The organism is Cupriavidus sp. NPDC089707 (assembly GCF_044748965.1).
GTDB lineage: Bacteria > Pseudomonadota > Gammaproteobacteria > Burkholderiales > Burkholderiaceae > Cupriavidus.
The window spans coordinates 16418-34817 of the sequence record NZ_JBIVHB010000030.1 but is presented as its reverse complement, the minus strand read 5'-3'; the positions used below and the strand labels follow the sequence as shown (position 1 = coordinate 34817).

The following is an 18400-nucleotide window of genomic DNA, read 5'->3' as shown; positions in this document are numbered from 1 at the left end:
TTTTTCTTTTCCTTGTTGTTGTGGATTGTCGCCGGCAGGTCAGGCTGCCGGGGCGAACAGCTTGCGCAGGTTCGACTTGAGTATCTTGCCATTGGCATTGCGCGGCAGCATCTCCTGGTACAGCAGGATGCGCACCGGCACCTTGAATGCCGCCAGCCGCTCGCGCACGAACTCCTGCAGCTCGGCCTCGGTTGCCTGCATGCCTGGTTTCAGGCTGACCACGGCGGCCGGTTCCTCGCCCAGCGTCTTGTGCGCGATGCCGACCACCGCTGCGTCCATCACCGCCGGATGTTCATACAGCGTGCTTTCCACCTCGATGCAGTAGATGTTCTCGCCGCCGCGGATCAGCATGTCCTTCATGCGGTCGACGATATAGACATGGCCTTCCTCGTCCAGCCGCGCAATGTCGCCGGTGCGCAGCCAGCCGTCGGCAAAGGTCTGCGCCGTGGCCTCGGGCTTGTTCCAATAGCCGCGCACGACGTTGGCGCCGCGTACCAGCAGTTCGCCGGCCTCGCCCGGCGGCAGCGCCTGGCCGCGTCCGTCGACTACCTTCATCTCGCCGATCGGCAGCGCCGGACCGCTGCTGTCGGGGCGCAGCACGTATTCTTCGGCGCTGTGGCTGGTGAAGGTCGACGAGGTTTCGGTCATGCCCCAGCCGATGCCAGGTGCGGCCATCGGGAACACGTCGCCGATGCGCCGTACCAGTTCCGGCGACGCCGGCGCGCCGCCGTAGTTGACGTTCTCGAGCGAAGACAGGTCGAAGCGCGCGCGCTCCGGATGCTCCAGGATCTGCCAGGCGATGGTGGGCACGCCGCCGGCGCCAGTGCAGCGCTCGCGCTCGATCAGTTCCATGCCGCGCAGCGCGTCCCAGCGCTGCATCAGCACGATCTTGCCGCCGGTGGCGAGCGCGCCGTTGAGCACTGCCATGCAGCCGGTGACATGGAAGAACGGCACCGCCAGTAGCATGGCTTTCTGCGGGGCCGCGGGATCCGGCGCCGGAATCGGCTCGCCGCGGCGCAGCAGGTTGCGCAGCGGGCTGAAGCTGCCAGCGGCCGCGACGGTGGCGGCGTTGCGATGCGTACCCAGCGCCCCTTTGGGTTTGCCGGTGGTGCCCGAGGTATAGAAGATGGTGGCATCGTCCTCCGGGTCGATGTCGAGCTGCGGCGGCGATTGCTGCGGCAGCGCGGCCCAGTCGGCGCTGGTGCCGATCACGCTTTCCAGTGCGGCGACGCGGGCATTGCCGGCCGCGGCGCCGGTGCGCGAGACATAGACGCGTTCCAGCGTCGGGCAGCCGGGCAGATGCTCAAGGATGCGGTCGAGCCGCTCGGCATCGACGATGGCCACGCGGCTGCCGGAATCGGCCAGGCCGTATTCCAGCTCGGCGCCGGTCCACCATGCGTTCAGCGGCGTCACGATCGCGCCCGCGAGCAGCGCGCCGTAGAACGCCACCGGCCACTCCGGCAGGTTGCGCATTGCCAGCGCCACGCGGTCGCCCTTGCGCACGCCGTCGCGCACCAGCGCATGCGCCAGCGCGATGGCGGCGCGGCGGAAGGCATCGTAGGAAACGCGCTCATCCTCGTAGACCACGAAGGTGCGGTCGTCGAAGGCACTGGTCGCGTGGAACAGGTCGCACAGCGTGGCGGGTGCGTGCTTCCAGACGGTGGTGGGGATGCCGCGGATCACGCGCGACTCGGTCTCGAAGGGCGAGCCGGGCGCGGTCAGCCGGGCATGCGCCTCGGCCAGGGACATGACCGGCCAGTTGCCGGCAGCTTGCGGATTTTGCGGATTGCTTGACATGACTGCCTCCCGTAACTGCGCTGCAGGTTGAGGGCAATGCAAAGAAAGCGGCATGCGCCGGACAGGCCGGCGCACGCGCAACGCTTGTGTCAGAAGCTCAGGTACAACTCAGATGCGGCGCAGATGCCGATCAGATCGTCACGCCGCCGTCGACCACCAGCGCCTGCCCGGTCATGAAGCTGCTCGCAGCGGAAGCCAGGTATACGGCCGCGCCGGCGATCTCGACGGGCTCGCCGATGCGGCGCAGCGGGGCGCCCTGCGTGGACTGCTTGTAGCGCTCGGGATCTTCCCACAGCGCGCGCGCGAAGTCGGTCTTGATCAGGCCCGGCGCGATGCAGTTGACGCGCACGTTGTGCGGCCCGAATTCCACTGCGAGGTTGCGCGCCAGCTGGAAATCCGCGGCCTTGGAGATGTTGTACACGCCGATGGTCGGCGAGCCGCGCAGGCCGCCGATCGACGACACGATGATGATCGAGCCATCCTTGCGGTCGATCATCTGCGGCGCCACCATCTGGATCAGCCAGTGGTTGGAAATGACATTGTTGTCCAGCACCTTGCGGAACTGGTCGTCCGAGACGCCGCCCATCGGCCCGTAGTACGGGTTGGACGCGGCATTGCAGACCAGCACGTCGACCTTGCCGAAGGTGCGGTTGGTTTCGTCGACCAGCCGCTGCAGGTCTTCCTTCGACGAGATATTGGCGGGCACCGCGATGGCGGTGCCGGCGCCATGGCGTGCATTGATGGCGTCAACCACCTCCTGGCAGGCCTCGGCCTTGCGCGAAGAAATCACCACCTTGGCGCCCTGGACCGCCATCTGCTCGGCGATGGCGCGGCCGATGCCGCGCGAGGAGCCGGTGACGATGGCAACCTTGCTTGTCAGATCGAACAATGACATGGAGTCTCCTGTATAGCTGCGCCGGCGTCAGCGGCCGGCTCTTCATGCAGGCGGCGAGTGTGCCGCGCTGTTGTCCTGGCGATGCGGCGCAAAGGCTGCATCGCCAGGACATTATGGTGGTGCCGCGGCGGCCGAGTCCACAGCGCCGCGGTGCAGATGGCCGCCATATCAGCATTCTTTCTGCGGGCAATGCGCGGCGTGCATGGAAGTCTGGTGCGGTGCGGCATGGCATCACTGGGAGGTGGCGCACTAGCCGCGCACAAGCCGCACACTCCATGCGCTGACGTGCGCGGGTTAGCGGCGCGTGCCGGCGAGCAGCGGCGGCAGCGCCGCCATCAGCCCGTGCCGCAGTGCATCGTCGAGCCGTATGCCAAAGCGCTCGTGCAGGACCGCCACCACGGCTTCGGCCGTTTCCAGCCGCTGGCGCCTCACGCTGCCGTCCGGCGCGCGTTCGGCCAGCTCGCCATCCGCCAGCGTCACGCGCGTGCCCCCATCGGTGCGCGCGGCCATCAGCCGGCGCAGGAACACGCTGTCCGGATGCGTCGAGACATACCAGTTGCGCGGCCCGAAATCGATCCATGGCTGCGGCGTCAGGTCGAAGCGGTAGACCTTGATCCAGCCCGCATCGCCGCGCGCCTCCAGGTCGAAACTGTGGAACGCGCTGCCAGCGGCTTCCGGCGGGGAGCTGGCGAGCCGGTAGGGGAAGTCGTCCTCGGAAGGCGTGGACAGCGCCATCGCGCGGAACGGCGTGGGTCCGCCGAAGCCGACGTCGGCGAGATAGCTGCGATGCGCCACTTCCACGCGCAGCAGCATGTGCGACACCACGGTCTCGACCGCATCGGGCACGCCCCAGCGCACGCGCGCGGCCAGCGGCGTTACGCTGAAGCCGAGCGCCCCTAGCGCTGCCGCCAGCAGCGTATTGAGTTCGAAGCAGTAGCCGCCGCGCCCGCGCACGACCAGCTTGTCGAAGACGGCGTCGAGATCGATGCTCACTGGCCGCCGCAGCAGCGGGTCGATGTTCTCGAATGGAATGCTGGCCAGCTGCGCGCCGAGCACGGCGTCGAGCGCTTCCAGCGTGGGCGAGGGCGGGGCGGCGATGCCCAGCCGCGCGCAATAGGCGTCGAGTTGGGCAGCATCGAGGGTGGTCATGGCAGGCAAGGCTCCATGCTGGCGGGTTCAGTTGAGGGCTTCCAGCGCGGCCAGGTCGAGCAGCTCGATGCCGCCGTATTCCAGCCGCAGCATGCCGCGGGTTTCGAGTTCGCGCAGGGCGTGGTTGACGGTCTGGCGCGACAACCCCAGCATCTGCGCAAGTTGTTCCTGCGGGATGCGCACGCGCAGCCCCGCATCGGCATGCGCCGGCAGGTTGCCATAGCCATGCGCGATCGCGGCCAGGCGCCGGGCAATGCGTGCCGCCGGCGGCAGCAGCTGCGTTTCCTCGACATAGTCGAAGGCCTGGCGCGTCTTCGCCGCGAGCAGCCGCCCGAATGCCTGCCACCATCCCGGATGCTGTGCCAGGCGCCGCTCCAGCGGCGCGCGCGGCACGTGCCACAGCGTAGCGGCGCTGACCGCGCGCGCGTCGTGCGTGCGCGGCAGGCCGTCGAACAGGCAGATCTCGCCGAACCAGGTGCCGGGCTCGAGCAGCCCCAGCAGCGCCGCCTTGCCCGATTCGCCGCTGGCATGGATCTGCACGGTGCCGCTGGCCACGCAGTACAGGCCGTCGAAGCGGTCGCCACGGGCAAACAAGGTCTCGCCGGGCACCAGCCGGCGCAGGCAGCCGTCGTCGAGCAGCGCCTGGCGCAACGCCGGCGGCAGCTGGCTGAACCAGGCGCCGGCGCGCACCGCGGCCAGCGGGTCGTCATCCGGCAGCGGTGCGTGGCGGTGCGGCGGGGGCGCGGATCCCATGCCGGTCTCCTGTGGGGCGTAATGTCGTCAAAGCGGGTCGTCAAAGCGGGTCGTCAAAACCGGTCGTCAAAGCCGGTCGTGGCAAAGCCGGTGTGCCGGCAGATTGTCAAAAACCAGACAGACCCGCCGGGACGCGCCTACTACTATAAATCCACATCGCGACCTGAGCGCGGACAGCAGCAGGCGGCAGCTATCGCGCACGCCTGCGCACACAAGGAGATGCCCCGTGAAAACCCTGATCGAGCACCTGGCCAACTACGCCGCCTATCACCGTGATCCGCGTAATATCGTCACCCATTTCATCGGCATCCCGATGATCGTGCTGGCGGTGACCACGCTGCTGGCGCGCCCGGCCATGCCGCTGGGTGACGGCTCCGCCCACCTGACCCCGGCGATGCTGGTGTATATCCTGTCGTGCCTGTTTTACCTGCGCCTGTCGCTGGGCTTCGGCGTGGCGATGGCGTCGATCCTGGCGCTGTTCCTCTATGCCGGGGCGCATATTGCCGCCATGCCGACCGCTGCGTGGCTGGTCATCGGCGTTGGCCTGTTTGTGGTCGGATGGATTATCCAGTTCATCGGCCATTACTACGAAGGGCGCAAACCGGCGTTTGTCGACGACCTGGTGGGCCTGCTGATCGGCCCGCTGTTCCTGGTTGCCGAAACCGCTTTCGCGCTGGGACTGGCGCGCGACACGCGCGACGCGATGGCGGCACGCGCGCACTGACGGGGAAATCCGAAGCGGATCAGGGCAGGCCCGCCGGCAGCCGCAAACGCGCCGACAGTCCCCCCAGGGGGCTGGTCGCCAGTGCCAGGCTGCCCTCGTACATAGTGGCGATCTCGGTGACGATCGCCAGGCCCAGCCCGCTGCCGGCAGCCGCCTCGTCCCGCCTGCCGAAGCGGGCGGTGGCCAGTTCGCGCGCCTCGGGCGGCATGCCCGGACCATCGTCCTCGACCAGGATTTCCAGTTCGCCGCCGGCCTCGCGCAGCGTGACCTGCACGCGCGTGCGCGCCCACTGGCAAGCGTTGTCCAGCAGGTTGCCGAGCATCTCGACAAGGTCCTGGCGGTCGCCGGCAAAATGACCATTGCCGTCGACTTCCAGCGCCAGCGCGCGCACGGCATGCAGCCGCGACAGAGCCCGCACCAGCTCGCGCACGGCGGGCGTGGCCTCGATGCGCACGCCGCGCGCGCCTGCCGCGCCCGCGGCACGGGCCCGCGCCAGATGGCGGTCGACCTGGCGGCGCATTGCCTCCACCTGCGCGGCAACGGCCGAAGCGGCGCTGTACGGGAGCGCTGCGGACTCATTGGCAAGCACCGCCAGCGGCGTCTTGACGGCATGCGCGAGGTCCGCCGCCTGGCGGCGCGAGCGCTCCAGCGCCTGCGCGTTGCGAGCCAGCAGCGCGTTGATTTCGCTGACCAGCGGTTCCACTTCCGTCGGCCAGTCGCCACCCAGGCGCGCTTCGCGGCGTGACTGCATCGCTTCCAGTGCGCGCCGCAGCCGTGTCAGCGGCGCCAGGCCGAATTTCACCTGTGCCGCCACGGCGAGCATCAGGCCCAGCCCCAGTGCCGTCAATGACCACGCCAGCATGCGGTTGAAGTTGCGCCGGGCGGCGCGCAGTTCGGTACGGTCCAGCGCGACCGAGACGTTCACTGGCGTATCCGCCGAGGCCAGCACCAGCTGCCGCGACACCACCAGCAGCGACTGACCATTAGGCCCGGCGCGCACTTCCGCCTGCGTGCCGGCCAGGCGGCGCTCCACTGCCGTCGGCATTTCGGTGTCCATTTCGGTGTCCCAAAGCGAGCGCGAACGCAGCAGCGCGCCCGGTGCGCGCGCCTGCCAGTAGGCGCCGGAGTAAGGCAATTCATAACGGGGATCGGCAGGGGCGCGCGTCAGCACCAGCTTGCCGCTGGCATTCCAGTCCAGCGCCGCGGCCAGGCTGGCCAGCTGGTGGTCGAGCTGGCGCACATAGGTATCGTTGACATGGCGCTCGAACAGGGCCGACAGCAGCCAGCCGCTGCCGCCAAGCGCAGCGGCCAGCCAGATCGCGGCCAGCGCCAGCAGGCGCAGCGCAAGCGAACGGCGCAGGCGGGTGGGCATCTATGCCTGGGCCGAAGGCGCGCCAGCGTTGCCGGGGCCTGGCGGCGGCCGCAGCCGGTAGCCCTGGCCGCGCACTGTCTCGATCACGTCCACGCCCAGCTTGCGGCGTAGCCGGCCGACAAAGACCTCGATGGTATTGCTGTCGCGGTCGAAATCCTGGGCGTAGATGTGTTCGGTCAGCGCAGTCTTGCTGACAATCGCGCCCGGATGATGCATCAGGTAGTCCAGCACGCGAAACTCGTGCGAGGTCAGCACGACTGTCACGCCGTCGACGGTGACGGTGCCGGCGCGCGGGTTCATCCGCACCGGGCCGCATTGCAGTTCGGGCACAGCCATGCCGTGCGCGCGCCGGATCAGTGCGCGGATGCGCGCCAGCAGCTCTTCCATGCGGAACGGCTTGGCGAGGTAGTCGTCGGCGCCAGCGTCGATGCCTTCGACCTTCTCGGTCCAGCTGTCGCGCGCGGTCAGGATCAGTACTGGTACATTGACCTGCCCGGCGCGCCAGCGTCGCAGCACGGACAGGCCGTCAAGCCGGGGCAGGCCCAAATCCAGGATGACGGCGTCGTACGGTTCCTGCTCGCCCAGGTGGCAGGCATCGATGCCGTCGGCGGCGACGTCGACCGCGTAGCCCGCGTCGGCCAGGCTGGCCCGGACCTGCGCGGCCAGGGCAGCTTCGTCTTCAACCAGCAGGATGCGCATCAGTGTCTTCCGGTGGGCAGGTTGGCGGGCGGCGCGCGCTCACGGCTTCTTGCGCGCCTCTTCCAGGCCGCGGCCCTTGGCCTTGATCAGCGCGGCGGTGCGCGCGTCGTATTCCAGCTTGGCCACCGAGCCGCCGGGCAGCAACAGCTTGACTTCGTATTGCCAGATGCCGTCGTCGCGGTCCAGCTCGACGCCGATCACGTCGCCGGCATACTGGCGCGAGACGGTATCGAGGATGCGCGACAGCGGCAGGATTTCACCCGACTGCACCGCGGCGCGGGCACGGTCGGCATCCTTGTCGGCCTGCGCAGCAGGCATGCCCGCGAGCGCCAGCAGCACTGCCAATGCGGCAGCGGACAGCAGGCGGGCGGGGCGCCGCAGCGGCGCGGGAAAACGCTTCATGGCGCGAAGTTTGCGTCAAAAAGCCTGAACGCAGGCTGAACGAAATGCTCAGGCCGGGTTCAGCCAGCGCCGCCGACAATGCCCGCATCCCATCCAAGGAAGCCGACATGCCCCGACCAAAGACCCTCTCCAGCGTTTCGTCGACCCTTGGCGGCAGGCCCCTGCGCACGTTGGCGCTCGCCGCGGTTGCACCGGTTTCGCTGCTGTGCGTGGCCAGCGTGTTCGGCATGCAGGCCAGTTTGCCGGCACTGTTGCACGCATGGGCGCAGGCCGATGCATCGCTGCCGTTGCTGGCGCTCGGCGCCCTGTTTGCAGGCCCGTTGCTTGCGCTTTCGGTCCGCGGCTGAGGCACGGAATGCGGTCGGCATGTTCGCGTCGCGCAGTGTTCGCAAGCGCCAAAACAGGGGTACGTAGGCCCTCTTCGCGTTTTCACTGAGGCAAAGCCGCGACAAAACCCGGGGTTTTCACGGGGTTTTGCACGTCGCATGCACGAAAACCCCTTGACTTACGGCTGTTTCCGCTATGATTCAGTGGGCGCCGACAAGGCGTTTTGCGCAGCGCTGCTGAGCGATGCAAAACGATGAGCCGGCATCCATCGTTCAACTTACGTATATCGATATGGCGACCAAAGCGAAACCGACCGCGAAGACTGCAACCAAGCCCGCTGCCAAGAAGGCTGCGGCAACCAAGGCACCCGTGAAGGCTGCCGCCAAGAAGGCCGCGCCGGCCAAGAAGGCTGCTCCCGCCGCTGCGCCCGTTGCGCGCCCGCTGAAGGACACCTTCAACAAGTCTAGCCTGGTCGCTCACCTGGTAGCCCAGACGGAACTGGAAGCCAAGACCGTGAAGACGGTTCTGGCCCATCTGGAAAACACCATCGTCAGCGCGCTGAACAAGAAGGGCGCTGGTGAGTTCACGCTGCCGGGCCTGCTGAAGGTGACGGCGCAGCAAGTCCCGGCCAAGAAGAAGCGCTTCGGCAAGGACCCGTTCACCGGTGAAGAGCGTTGGTTCCCGGCCAAGCCGGCCAGCGTCAAGGTGAAGGTACGCCCGCTGAAGAAGCTGAAGGACGCGGCGGCCTGATCTGCGCCACAGCCTGTCCCAAGAAAAAAGGAGCCACTCGCGGCTCCTTTTTTCATTGCTGGGACAATTGGGGCATTTAACCCAGGTCAATCCGCCGGCGCGGGTGTCCCTCTAGAATCGCAGACGTCATGGGTGCGGGGGCGCTCCCCGTGACAGGCTTCGGCGTCTTCCCCGAAGCTGGTGCCCGCGGCCCGAGAGGGTCGCGGGTTTTTTGTTTGCGCCCCACCGAGTGTAGAAGTGCGAACGGAAGCGTCCGATCAAGGCTGGATATTGAACGCCTTCACAATCGCCCCATTGCGCTCGAATTCATCGTGCAGTGACTGCCCAAGCTGCTGCAACGTCTGCGCCGGCATCGGCTCATAGCTCAGTGCCTGCATCCGCTCATGCACCTTCGGCGTCGCCGCGGCCTTGTAGGTCGCGGTCTGGATCTTTTGCGCCAGGTCGACAGGCACGCGCGCGGATGCGATCACGCCAACCCAGTTGCTGAACTCCACATCGGGGTAGCCCAGTTCTGCGAAGGTCGGCACCTGCGGCAGCAGCGGCGAGCGGCTCTTCGACGCCACGGCGTACGGCTGCAGCTTGCCCGCCTTGATCATCGGCAGTGATGTCACCATGCCGTCGTACATCACCGCGATCTGTCCGCCCATCACCTGGGCCAGGGCAGGCGCCGAGCCGGCGAACGGCACGTGCTGCAGGTCCATGCCGGTCTTCTGGTTCACGATCACGCCAGCATAATGCGACGCCGTGCCCGCGCTGTAGGAAGCGAAGCTGAGCTTGCCGGGATTGGCACGCGCATAGCTCACCAGGCCTGTGAAGTCCTTGGCAGGCAGCGTTGGGGCGCCCACCAGCAGCAGCCGCGACCGCGCCACGGCGGCCAGCGGGCGGATGTCCTTCATGGTGTTGTAGGGGGTTTTCAGCACGTGCGGAACTTCGGTCAGCACGTTGGTCGCGGTCACCATGATGGTCTGGCCGTCGGGCGGCGCGGCCAGCAACGCGCTGATTGCGATGCCGCCGCCTGCACCGGGCTTGTTGTCGACCACGACAGGCGTGCCGAGGTCCGCCGAAAGCTGGTCGGCCAGCAGGCGTGCGATCACGTCCATGGTGCCGCCGGAAGGCGCCGGCACCAGCATGCGCACGGGCTTGCTGGTCCAGGCCATCGCGGCCGGCATCGCCAGTGCCAGCATGGCGGCAACCGCGGCGTGGCGGGGACGGAACAGGGTGGGGCGGGTTGGCATGGATGTCTCCGTTTAAAGATATGAGATGGAACTGGCCCACGCCAGCCTTCGTGGCGGGATGGTCATGGGATCAGGTTGAAGAGATCGGGGGCGCGCGCCGGCTCGTGTACCGGCGCAGGCAGGTTCAGCCGGCAGCCAGTGTGGCGCGCTGCATGGCTTCGAGCAGCACGGCCGGCGCTCGAGCGCCCGACACACTGTGGGTGCCATTGAAAACCAGATGCGGCACGCCGAAGCCGGTGCGCAGCGGACGGTCCTCCGGGTCGTGCAGCGAGGGCAGCCAATCCAGGTCAGGCGAGCCGGCGTTGGCGCCTGCATCACGCAACGCGATGCCGCAGGCAGCCGCCGCGCGCCGCAAGACCTGCGGGTCCCCGATGTTCTCGGCGCGGATGAAGTAGCGCGTGAACAGCTCGTCCAGCAGCGCCGAAGCGACATCGGAGCCGGCTTGACGCACGGCGTGCCGTACCAGCCGGTGGGCCAGCAGCGTGCTGGGAAAGGTCTCGATGCGGTCCAGCGCCAGCGTGATGCCGGCGTCCAGTGCCGCGGCGCAGACTTGCGCCTGGCGCGCGGCCACGGCCTGTGGGCCTCCCAGCCGTGCCAGGTAGAACTCTCGGTAAGGCGTGCCCTCCGGTGGCGTGGCCGGAATCAATGGGTAAGAGCGCCAGGCGATCCGGACGGCAACGTCCGGGTGCTCCCGGGTGAGCCATTCGATGGCGGTTGCCAGGTGCTTCTTTCCGATCATGCACCAGGGGCAGATCAGGTCGAAGTAGGCATCGACCGTAAGCGTGGTGGGGTGGTTCATGGCAAGGCTCAATGACGCCCGCCGGCACATGCGTGACTGGCGGGGGGCGATGGGGAATCAGGGCGCGGACGCGGCCTGCGCGCGACGCCAGGGCTGGCGCGTTGGCAGCTCGGCCAGTACCTCGGCGCGCCGGGCCTCGGTCATGCGGTTCCAGGTGCCGATTTCCAGCGGTGTCCTGCCGCAGCCCTGGCAGTACTTGCCAGCGACGTCCAGGCGGCAGATGTTGAGGCACGGGTTGGCGAAGGCGGGGGCGGCAGGATTCATGACTTCAGGGTGTCGTGGTTCGGTCGGCGCGCGGGCCAGTGAACGCCCGGCCGGGGCGGTGTGCCCGCGGCCAGGCGACGCGCGTCAGGCCGCGCGCTGCGGCAGGTTCTTCTGCCCGGTCTTGCGGTTGGGCGCCATGCCATGCGCCGCAAGGGTTTCCTCGGCGCTGTCGTACCAGGTGCCGATGCGGTAGATCTCCCGCGCTTCCTTGCCCGAGGCGATCTCGCGGCCCAGTTCCTTGGCCACGCGCACGCATTGCTCGATCTGCTGCACCGAAGTCATGCGGTTGCCGTGCTGGTCAATGATGGTGTCCTCGATGCCGCAGCGCGGGTGCAGGCCCATCGCCATCGCCATCATGTTGAACGGCAGGACGTTCTTGAGCAGCGATTCAGCGGTCAGCGTGCAGCCATCCGGCGCGCGGTGAACGAAGTTGAAGAAGTTGAACGGGTTGGGACCGTCGAAGCCGCCGCCGATGCCGATCCAGGTCAGGTTCAGCGGGCCCATGTAGGTGCCGTTGCGGACCAGGCGCTCCAGCGTTTCCAGCGCATGAATGCCAGTGAGCTGGAAGTGCGGCTGGATGCCGGCGGCCGACAGGCGGCGCAGGTGCTCGGCCACCCATTGCGGGCCGGCCGGCACAGTCATTTCGCTGTATGCCGCCTGATAGGCCGGATTCTCGAGCGACGTACCCTTCAGGTATTCGGGATACAGCAACTCCATGATGTTCATCTGCGTGGTATTGATCGCCACGGTCACCTGGTCGGGCTTCGGTGTCAGTTCGGCCAGCATGTGGCGGGTGTCGTCCGACAGCCACTTGGCGGCTTCACCATCGCTTTCCGGCGCGAACGAGATCGAGCCGCCGACCTGGATGATCATGTCGGGCACGGCCTCGCGCACGCCGGCGATCAGTTCATTGAATTTCGACAGGCGCTTGGAACCCTTGCCATCCAGCTCGCGCACGTGCAGGTGCAGCACGGTGGCGCCGGCGTTATAGCAATCGACGGCCTTCTGCACCTGCGCTTCCATGGTCACGGGGATGTCTTCCGGAAAATCTTCCGGCATCCATTCCGGCCCATACGGCGCCACGGTGATGACCACCTTGTCCATGTTCTCGGGGTGCAGGGAATCGTCGAGGAATTGCATGCTGTTGCTCCTGGGTGTTGTTGGCAAGCGGTCCGGCCAGAACCTGCTGGTTCGCGGTCCGTCAGCCAGTTTCATCGTCTTTCGGATGACCCGAAGTATCGGCCAACGGCATGAACCAATTTGACGATCCGGGACGATCATTTGACATTTCGGGACAGTCAGGGAAAACACGATGTGCGCGGCCAGGGCTACGTTGCACAGTGTCGGAGCGATGGCGCAGACGCGCTGTCTTTTCATTCCCAGCCGCGCATACGATGCCAGTTTCCAAGTGAATTGCCTGTCCCCCACCGTCCCGGTTTCCTTCGTCCACGGCTTCCTGCCCGGTGCCGATCCTGCGTTGATTGCGCAGCTGGCGGCGCGCTCGGGCATTGCGGCGGAGCTGATGGACGAGCCCGCGGCGCGCGTGACGCAGGAGCAGTTCTCGACCTTGTACCGGCTGTTGGCGCACGAACTAGACGATGAGATGCCCGGCATCTTCAGCCGCCCGCTGCGCAACGGCACGCTCAAGTACCTGTGCCTGAGCTTGCTGGATGCGCCGCGGCTCGAAGTGGCGCTGCATCGCTTCGGGCAATTCTTCCGCCTGCTGCTGGACGAGTTCCGCGTGGAGTCGCGGCGCGAGGGCAATGCCGCGTATGTGGAACTGGTGGAGGCCGCAGCGGGTCCGGCCGTGAATCCGATGGCGCGCGAACTGATGCTGAAGCTGGTGCATGGCATGGCGTCATGGCTGATCCGACACAAGATTCCGCTGCAGGCGGTGCAATTGCCGTCAGGGCAGCCTGAGCAGGCAAGCGACCATCTCTACCTGTTCCCCGGCCCGGTACATTTCGGCTGCGAGCGCGGGGGCATTGTCTTCGACGCGGCATTCCTCGACATGCCGGTGCGGCAACGCAAGGCCGACCTTGAAAAGTTCCTCGCTCGCGCCCCCGAGGACTGGATCTTCGTCACGTTCGCCGAGCCCATGACCCGTCATCGCGTCAGGCAGTATGTGGCCGATTGCCTGCCCGTAGCGCCGACCATCGAAGCCGTGGCCACGGCGCTGCATTGCTCCGTGCGCACGCTATGCCGCCGGCTGTCCGCGGAAGGCACCACCTTCCAGGCGATCAAGGACGGCGTACGACGCGACATCGCCATCCAGCGCCTGACGCGCACCAATGACGCGATCACGGCCATTGCCTTCGACGTGGGCTTCGACAATTCCACGGCCTTCCACCGGGCCTTCCGGCACTGGACCGGCAGCACGCCAAACGCCTACCGCCGCACGCCGTAGGGCCTGCGAGGAATCGGATTTCGCGAGACTGGGTTTTCCAGAAAAACAAGGACCTGGCATGCATTTGCACAACCCGGCCCCCCTTGCGCCAATATCCGGGACTAGCGCACGCGTCCGGCGCGGTCTTCGCCTGCTTGATTTGCTGTCTGGATGACGGCACTGATGGCATTGATGCCGGCAGTCACCTTCTCATAGAGCGGCACACCACCGAAAAACAAGTAGCCCAGGAACACAATCACCCCAAACGCGGCAAAGAACAAGTCACGATCGTACACGGCCATCCCTCACAGTTCATTACACCACTGTTCTAAGTTTCATTTAAGAAACGTAGCGGGAGAAGGCAGAAATGTCTGCGGCATAACGCAACCTTTGCGTGCTTCGTCGGAAGCAAGTTTCAGGCAGCGCAGCGAACGCATTCTCGTCAAGGCCAGGCGAGCAGGGTCAACATCGTCTTCTATATCTCTTTGCCGGCCAGGCCGCGTGGATGGCTGGACGGATGTGCGTGCGCCTGACTGGCGCACTGAGTTCAGGGCGAGGTCATCCCGCCGGCACGTGCAGTGCACGTGCCGGAGCATGAAATGACCATGGAGGATGGCAGTGCTGAACGCGGGCCGCCGCGCTGGCGGCTTGTCGCGTTCCGCAGGGGATGCCGCGTGCTGCCGGGGCGGGGAGTCAGCCGGCGGAAACAATGCGTTTCACTACCGCGTCCGCGAACTGCAGCGTAGATGCCGTGCCGTGCAGGTCGCCGGTCTTCACCTGGTCCTCTCTGACAGTGAGCTCGATGGCCGAGCGCAGCCGCGTGGCGAGGTCCTGGCGTCCGACGTGGTCAAGCATCAGCCCGGCGGCCAGCATCAGCGAGATCGGGTTGGCAATGCCCTTGCCCGCGATGTCGGGTGCCGAGCCATGGACTGCTTCGAAGATCGCCACGTCGTCGCCGATGTTGGCGCCCGGTGCCATGCCGAGCCCGCCTACCAGGCCGGCGATCTGGTCCGACAGGATGTCGCCGAACAGGTTGGTACAGAGCAGCATGTCGAAGCGCCACGGGTTGAGCACCAGCTGCATCGCGCAGGCGTCTACGATGATGTCGTCCATCTCGACGCGGCCGGCGTAGTCGCTGGCGACTTCCCGCGCCGCTTCCAGGAAGATGCCCGTGAGCGCCTTCAGGATATTGGCCTTGTGCACCACCGTGATCTTCTTGCGGCCGTTCGTGACGGCGTACTCGAACGCAAAGCGGGCAATGCGGCGGCAAGCGTCGCGCGTATTGGTGCCCGTGGACACTGCCACCGCATGCGGGTCGTCGCCGACCGGGATGTAGTAGTCGTGCGCCACGTAGAAGCCGCCGACGTTCTCGCGCACCAGCACCAGGTCGATGTTGTCGAAGCGGCCGGGGACGATCGTTCGCACCGGGCGCACATTGGCGTAAAGGTTGAAGGCTTCGCGCAGGCGCACATTGACTGAGCGGAAGCCACCGCCCACCGGGGTGGTCAGCGGCCCCTTCAGCGCAAGGCCGGTGCGGCGGATGCTGTCGAGCGTGTCTTCCGGCATGGGCTCGCCGCTGTATTCGACGCCGGCCATGCCCGCGCGCCGGAGGTCCCAGGCGAACGGGGCACCGAGCGCGTCCAGTACCCTGACGGTGGCGTCCACTACTTCGGGACCGATCCCGTCACCGGGGATCAGCGTGGCCGGGATCTGTTCGCGTGCACCGTCTTCCATTTGCTTCTCCTGTCGTAGAGTGAGAGTCGCTGGCCGGCGTCGCCTGATCCAGCTGATCAGGGCCCAGATTCTAGGAGGGGAAGGCTGTCAGCAAACTGTCAAAGTCACGGATTTCTTATCAGGGTTAACGTAGGTTAGCGCGGAGATGTGTGGAACGAGCCGCAGGGGCGGCTGGCGGTGACGGCCATCATGCCGGTTGAATTTGACAGAACGAAGGCCGGCGCGACTGGTTTGCCGGTTTGCATTGGGGCGACTGCAGTGCAACCTTGAGCAAGGCCAGCCGAGCGCAACTCGCCGCGTCGCAGTGTTGGGACTGCTCGTCAAGCGCACGCTCAATGGTCGCCTGCATTGAATAGGTGGCACGTGCAAGTGCGGGGTCCACCACGGGTGCGGCCGCGGAAGCCAGGCCACAGAAAAGAAGAACAAGTGCGAATGTGCTGCTGTCGCTTCGCATGGCCGGGCTCCGTCGAACATGACTACAGATCCAGGACAAGGGTGCCGCCGCAACCTCGTGACACGCATGGCGTCATAAAGCTTTCACGCTCGCCATCATCCAGGATGAAGTCCTGGTGGTCGACTTCACCTGAAATGTGCCGGACCTTGCAAGTGCCACACAGGCCGGATTGGCACGAAGTCTCCACGGGCGCACCGGCCTGCTGGAGAACTTCGGCCAGGTTCTGGTCCGGTGCCACAGTCAGCGTCAGGCCGGATCGGGTCAGTTCGACTGCATAGCCTACCGTGGGGTTGACGCCTTCACCGGGCGCCTTTTGCACCGGGGCCTTGAAGTGTTCGCAGTGCACCGAGGCTGGCGGCCAGTGCGCCGAAGCCTGCTTGCAGGCCTCCATAAAGCCGCCGGGCCCACAGTAGTAGATATGGGTATCGGGTTGGAGGTGCTCGAGCAGCTTCGCAATATCCAGACCGTTCTTTGGATCGCCGCCGTCAAAGTGGCATTGGACCGTGCCAGTCCTCGCCATGCCTCGCAGCTCGGCTTCAAAGGCGGCGTACTCGGGGCCTTTGGCGCAATAGTGCAACGCATAATCCCTGCACTCTGCCTCGAGCTGGTGAACCATGGCTTTAAGCGGCGTGACACCGATGCCACCGGCGATCAGGATGACCTTCCTCGCACCCTCGGCGAGCGGGAAATTGTTGCGAGGCACGCCCACCCTGACCCGGTTGGGAACACGCAGGGTTTCGTGCATCCCGCGGGATCCGCCGCGTCCTGACTCATCTCGCAGGACAGCCACGACATAGCGATGGCGTTCTTCAGGACTGTTGCACAGCGAGTATTGACGGATGACACCTGGGGCGATGTGAACATCGATGTGGGCGCCGGGTGTGAAGGCGGGCAGCTCGTTGCCGTCGGGATCGACGAACTCGAAGGAATTGATCCCGGCGGCTTCCATGCGAACCTGCCGGAGGACCAGTTCAAGGTGGGTCAGCGCTTCGCGCTCATTGGTGGGGGCGTTCATATGGAACCTCAAGTCTCCAGGTACACCTGCCGGGCGGTTCAGTGCCGCCCGGCGATTTCAATCAACGGCTCGTTCAAGCCTTGAGGCTTTGCTCCAGTTCGTCGAACTTCGCCTTGACGAACGCCGCGCGAGCCTCGCCTTTGAGCCTGTCGGCCTCGGTCAGGATGGCGACCGCCTTGCGCGCCAGCAGGCGCCGGTTGGCGACCTCTTGCTCCATCGAGTCGGCCTGAGGCAGCTCGAAGACGTTGCCCGAGCAGTAGCTGTTCGGGGCGCCGTTGACCTCTCGCAGCCATTCCGCGAAGCCCTGGGCTGCTGCGGCGGCGTTGTTGCCGCGCACGGCATCGCGCAGCATCTTGCGGAAGGCAAACAGGCCGGCGTCGAACTTGGTCGGGTTCTCCAGGGAATGCACCGCGATCGGACGCTGGCTGATGATGGCTTCATAGTCGCCCGGGGCATACTGCGCATTCTTGTAGTTCTCGCGTTCGCGGTGGTTCGACGGGATCGGCGGCATGTCCTCGAGCGTGTATTTGCCGAAGCGTTCAGGGCGACGCATCGCGACCTGGCCGTCAAGAAAGTCGATGCTCTCGTAGCCGACCAGGCGCTTGTCGCCCACGCCGCGCGTGTCGATGCCAGGACCCATGACACGCCAGCCGATCATCTTGCTGTTCTCGTCGTCGACGGGCACCGTCCAGCGGATGATGTGGAACCGGCTGAACAGCTTCTTCTGCGAGCCGTCCTCCGATGTGTACGCGTGCAGGCTGAGATTGGGCAGTACCTGGTGCTGGATGCGCAGGAACATCTTGTCCTTGTCCACGCGGCGCGCGCCGGCGCAGGCCAGGCCGCGGCCGCCGTGGACGGGGATGAACTGCATGTCGGGCGCGACTTCCATCGATGCGGCGCCGACCTCGTCGAAGGTCGTGCTCTGGAACTTGCCACCCACCACGTTTTTCGCGGCGTGCAGCGCGGTCGGGTGGAAGTTGTCGGCGGCGTTGTCCTGCACCTGGAGCCAGTTGCAGTGCTGGAAGTTGCTGTAGGCCACCAGTTCGTCGGTCGGCAGCACCGTGAAGTCCTGCTCCCACTCCGGGAACGGCGGCTCTTCTTCGGGCGGTCCCATGTAAGCGAACACCAGCCCGTTGCGCTCGATGGCCTTGTACGCGCCCTGGCGGATCGAGCAGGCGTACTTCTCCGCTTCTTTTTCCTCGCCTTCGGGGAAGGGCACATGCAGGCAGGCACCGTCGACATCGAACACCATGCCGTGGTAGCAGCACTTGATGCCGCGTTCCTGGATCGCGCCATATTCGAGCGATGCACCGCGGTGGCAGCAATGCGCATGCAGCAAGCCCACGCGCCCGCTGCCATCGCGGAATGCGACCAGTTCCTCATTGAGGATCTTCAGGAAGCGGGGCGTATCGGTCAGCTCCATCGACATGCAGACCGGATGCCAGAAGCGGCGCATGTATTCACCCATCGGCGTACCGGGACCGGTCTCGGTCAGTTCCGGGTCGTGGTCGGGCACGCGGTTGGTGTAGTAGCCGCCGAAGGGGATCAGCTTCTTGACGACGGGGGTGTTGGCGGCATTGCCGCCGGTGGTCTTGCCGGCATCATGCTTGTCGAAAGGTGTGGTGGTCATGGTGGGTCTCCTGTG

Annotated in this window: 19 protein-coding genes; 4 read left to right on the top strand and 15 right to left on the bottom strand. The window is 66.2% G+C overall.

Annotated elements, in window-relative coordinates; all coding sequences use genetic code 11:
• Window positions 1–39 precede the first annotated feature (39 nt).
• From ACIP1U_RS29375 to ACIP1U_RS29360, 4 genes are all read right to left on the bottom strand, one after another.
• Window positions 40–1797 (bottom strand): class I adenylate-forming enzyme family protein, encoded by a 1758-nt coding sequence (locus ACIP1U_RS29375; RefSeq protein WP_400322606.1) that lies wholly within the window; start codon window positions 1795–1797, stop codon window positions 40–42.
• A gap of 130 nt (window positions 1798–1927) precedes the next feature.
• The gene (locus tag ACIP1U_RS29370; protein ID WP_400322604.1) at window positions 1928–2692 is read right to left on the bottom strand and encodes an SDR family oxidoreductase; all 765 of its coding nucleotides are present in this window, start codon (window positions 2690–2692) and stop codon (window positions 1928–1930) included.
• A gap of 294 nt (window positions 2693–2986) precedes the next feature.
• Window positions 2987–3841, bottom strand: a complete 855-nt coding sequence (locus ACIP1U_RS29365; RefSeq protein WP_400322603.1) for an arylamine N-acetyltransferase — start codon at window positions 3839–3841, stop codon at window positions 2987–2989.
• 27 nt (window positions 3842–3868) lie between these two features.
• Complete coding sequence (locus tag ACIP1U_RS29360; protein WP_400322601.1) at window positions 3869–4594, bottom strand: Crp/Fnr family transcriptional regulator; 726 nt, start codon at window positions 4592–4594, stop codon at window positions 3869–3871.
• A 226-nt stretch (window positions 4595–4820) separates the two neighbouring features.
• Here ACIP1U_RS29360 and ACIP1U_RS29355 point away from each other — a divergent pair, with 226 nt between their 5' ends.
• Complete coding sequence (locus tag ACIP1U_RS29355; protein ID WP_400322599.1) at window positions 4821–5318, top strand: DUF962 domain-containing protein; 498 nt, start codon at window positions 4821–4823, stop codon at window positions 5316–5318.
• 19 nt (window positions 5319–5337) lie between these two features.
• On the opposite strand, the gene ACIP1U_RS29350 is transcribed toward ACIP1U_RS29355, so the two are convergent.
• The 3 genes from ACIP1U_RS29350 to ACIP1U_RS29340 are packed head-to-tail and all read right to left on the bottom strand — an operon-like array spanning window position 5338 to window position 7791.
• A complete protein-coding gene (locus ACIP1U_RS29350; RefSeq protein WP_400322597.1) occupies window positions 5338–6690 on the bottom strand; it encodes an ATP-binding protein in 1353 nt (450 codons plus the stop codon).
• Window positions 6691–7389 (bottom strand): response regulator transcription factor, encoded by a 699-nt coding sequence (locus ACIP1U_RS29345; RefSeq protein WP_400322595.1) that lies wholly within the window; start codon window positions 7387–7389, stop codon window positions 6691–6693.
• A gap of 39 nt (window positions 7390–7428) precedes the next feature.
• Window positions 7429–7791: a PepSY domain-containing protein gene (locus ACIP1U_RS29340; RefSeq protein ID WP_400322593.1), complete on the bottom strand. Its 363-nt coding sequence runs from the start codon at window positions 7789–7791 to the stop codon at window positions 7429–7431.
• A 107-nt stretch (window positions 7792–7898) separates the two neighbouring features.
• Between ACIP1U_RS29340 and ACIP1U_RS29335 the strand changes: the two genes are divergently transcribed.
• On the top strand, window positions 7899–8138 hold the full coding sequence (locus tag ACIP1U_RS29335) for a hypothetical protein (RefSeq protein WP_400322591.1): 240 nt from the start codon (window positions 7899–7901) through the stop codon (window positions 8136–8138).
• Window positions 8139–8409: 271 nt separating this feature from the next.
• Window positions 8410–8868, top strand: coding sequence for an HU family DNA-binding protein (locus ACIP1U_RS29330; protein WP_029047420.1), 459 nt, complete (start codon window positions 8410–8412; stop codon window positions 8866–8868).
• A gap of 257 nt (window positions 8869–9125) precedes the next feature.
• Here ACIP1U_RS29330 and ACIP1U_RS29325 read toward each other — a convergent pair whose 3' ends face one another.
• The 4 genes from ACIP1U_RS29325 to ACIP1U_RS29310 all read right to left on the bottom strand — a co-directional run bounded on the left by ACIP1U_RS29325 (window position 9126) and on the right by ACIP1U_RS29310 (window position 12306).
• The gene (locus ACIP1U_RS29325; protein ID WP_400322589.1) at window positions 9126–10103 is read right to left on the bottom strand and encodes a tripartite tricarboxylate transporter substrate binding protein; all 978 of its coding nucleotides are present in this window, start codon (window positions 10101–10103) and stop codon (window positions 9126–9128) included.
• Between the two features lie 124 nt (window positions 10104–10227).
• Window positions 10228–10902, bottom strand: coding sequence for a DsbA family oxidoreductase (locus ACIP1U_RS29320; RefSeq protein WP_400322587.1), 675 nt, complete (start codon window positions 10900–10902; stop codon window positions 10228–10230).
• 57 nt (window positions 10903–10959) lie between these two features.
• Window positions 10960–11166 carry a DUF1289 domain-containing protein gene (locus tag ACIP1U_RS29315; protein ID WP_400322585.1) on the bottom strand — a complete coding sequence of 69 codons (207 nt, stop codon included), beginning with the start codon at window positions 11164–11166 and terminating at the stop codon, window positions 10960–10962.
• Between the two features lie 84 nt (window positions 11167–11250).
• Complete coding sequence (locus tag ACIP1U_RS29310; RefSeq protein ID WP_400322583.1) at window positions 11251–12306, bottom strand: 3-keto-5-aminohexanoate cleavage protein; 1056 nt, start codon at window positions 12304–12306, stop codon at window positions 11251–11253.
• Window positions 12307–12574: 268 nt separating this feature from the next.
• On the opposite strand from ACIP1U_RS29310, the gene ACIP1U_RS29305 reads away from it, so the two are divergent.
• Entirely contained in the window at window positions 12575–13573 is a 999-nt protein-coding gene (locus ACIP1U_RS29305) for an AraC family transcriptional regulator (protein WP_400322581.1), read from the top strand.
• Window positions 13574–13674: 101 nt separating this feature from the next.
• Here ACIP1U_RS29305 and ACIP1U_RS29300 read toward each other — a convergent pair whose 3' ends face one another.
• From ACIP1U_RS29300 to ACIP1U_RS29285, 4 genes are all read right to left on the bottom strand, one after another.
• Entirely contained in the window at window positions 13675–13854 is a 180-nt protein-coding gene (locus tag ACIP1U_RS29300) for a hypothetical protein (protein ID WP_400322580.1), read from the bottom strand.
• Between the two features lie 391 nt (window positions 13855–14245).
• A complete protein-coding gene (locus ACIP1U_RS29295; protein ID WP_400322578.1) occupies window positions 14246–15286 on the bottom strand; it encodes an isocitrate/isopropylmalate dehydrogenase family protein in 1041 nt (346 codons plus the stop codon).
• Between the two features lie 476 nt (window positions 15287–15762).
• Window positions 15763–16755, bottom strand: coding sequence for a PDR/VanB family oxidoreductase (locus tag ACIP1U_RS29290; RefSeq protein ID WP_400322577.1), 993 nt, complete (start codon window positions 16753–16755; stop codon window positions 15763–15765).
• 73 nt (window positions 16756–16828) lie between these two features.
• Window positions 16829–18385 carry a Rieske 2Fe-2S domain-containing protein gene (locus tag ACIP1U_RS29285; RefSeq protein WP_400322575.1) on the bottom strand — a complete coding sequence of 519 codons (1557 nt, stop codon included), beginning with the start codon at window positions 18383–18385 and terminating at the stop codon, window positions 16829–16831.
• Window positions 18386–18400 lie beyond the last annotated feature (15 nt).

Bases quoted from the DNA above. Each gene is read 5' to 3' on its own strand.
- ACIP1U_RS29375 (WP_400322606.1), bottom strand. From the start codon at position 1,797: ATGTCAAGCAATCCGCAAAATCCGCAAGCTGCCGGCAACTGGCCGGTC.
- ACIP1U_RS29370 (WP_400322604.1), bottom strand. From the start codon at position 2,692: ATGTCATTGTTCGATCTGACAAGCAAGGTTGCCATCGTCACCGGCTCC.
- ACIP1U_RS29365 (WP_400322603.1), bottom strand. From the start codon at position 3,841: ATGACCACCCTCGATGCTGCCCAACTCGACGCCTATTGCGCGCGGCTG.
- ACIP1U_RS29360 (WP_400322601.1), bottom strand. From the start codon at position 4,594: ATGGGATCCGCGCCCCCGCCGCACCGCCACGCACCGCTGCCGGATGAC.
- ACIP1U_RS29350 (WP_400322597.1), bottom strand. From the start codon at position 6,690: ATGCCCACCCGCCTGCGCCGTTCGCTTGCGCTGCGCCTGCTGGCGCTG.
- ACIP1U_RS29345 (WP_400322595.1), bottom strand. From the start codon at position 7,389: ATGCGCATCCTGCTGGTTGAAGACGAAGCTGCCCTGGCCGCGCAGGTC.
- ACIP1U_RS29340 (WP_400322593.1), bottom strand. From the start codon at position 7,791: ATGAAGCGTTTTCCCGCGCCGCTGCGGCGCCCCGCCCGCCTGCTGTCC.
- ACIP1U_RS29335 (WP_400322591.1), top strand. From the start codon at position 7,899: ATGCCCCGACCAAAGACCCTCTCCAGCGTTTCGTCGACCCTTGGCGGC.
- ACIP1U_RS29330 (WP_029047420.1), top strand. From the start codon at position 8,410: ATGGCGACCAAAGCGAAACCGACCGCGAAGACTGCAACCAAGCCCGCT.
- ACIP1U_RS29325 (WP_400322589.1), bottom strand. From the start codon at position 10,103: ATGCCAACCCGCCCCACCCTGTTCCGTCCCCGCCACGCCGCGGTTGCC.
- ACIP1U_RS29320 (WP_400322587.1), bottom strand. From the start codon at position 10,902: ATGAACCACCCCACCACGCTTACGGTCGATGCCTACTTCGACCTGATC.
- ACIP1U_RS29315 (WP_400322585.1), bottom strand. From the start codon at position 11,166: ATGAATCCTGCCGCCCCCGCCTTCGCCAACCCGTGCCTCAACATCTGC.
- ACIP1U_RS29310 (WP_400322583.1), bottom strand. From the start codon at position 12,306: ATGCAATTCCTCGACGATTCCCTGCACCCCGAGAACATGGACAAGGTG.
- ACIP1U_RS29300 (WP_400322580.1), bottom strand. From the start codon at position 13,854: ATGGCCGTGTACGATCGTGACTTGTTCTTTGCCGCGTTTGGGGTGATT.
- ACIP1U_RS29295 (WP_400322578.1), bottom strand. From the start codon at position 15,286: ATGGAAGACGGTGCACGCGAACAGATCCCGGCCACGCTGATCCCCGGT.
- ACIP1U_RS29290 (WP_400322577.1), bottom strand. From the start codon at position 16,755: ATGAACGCCCCCACCAATGAGCGCGAAGCGCTGACCCACCTTGAACTG.
- ACIP1U_RS29285 (WP_400322575.1), bottom strand. From the start codon at position 18,385: ATGACCACCACACCTTTCGACAAGCATGATGCCGGCAAGACCACCGGC.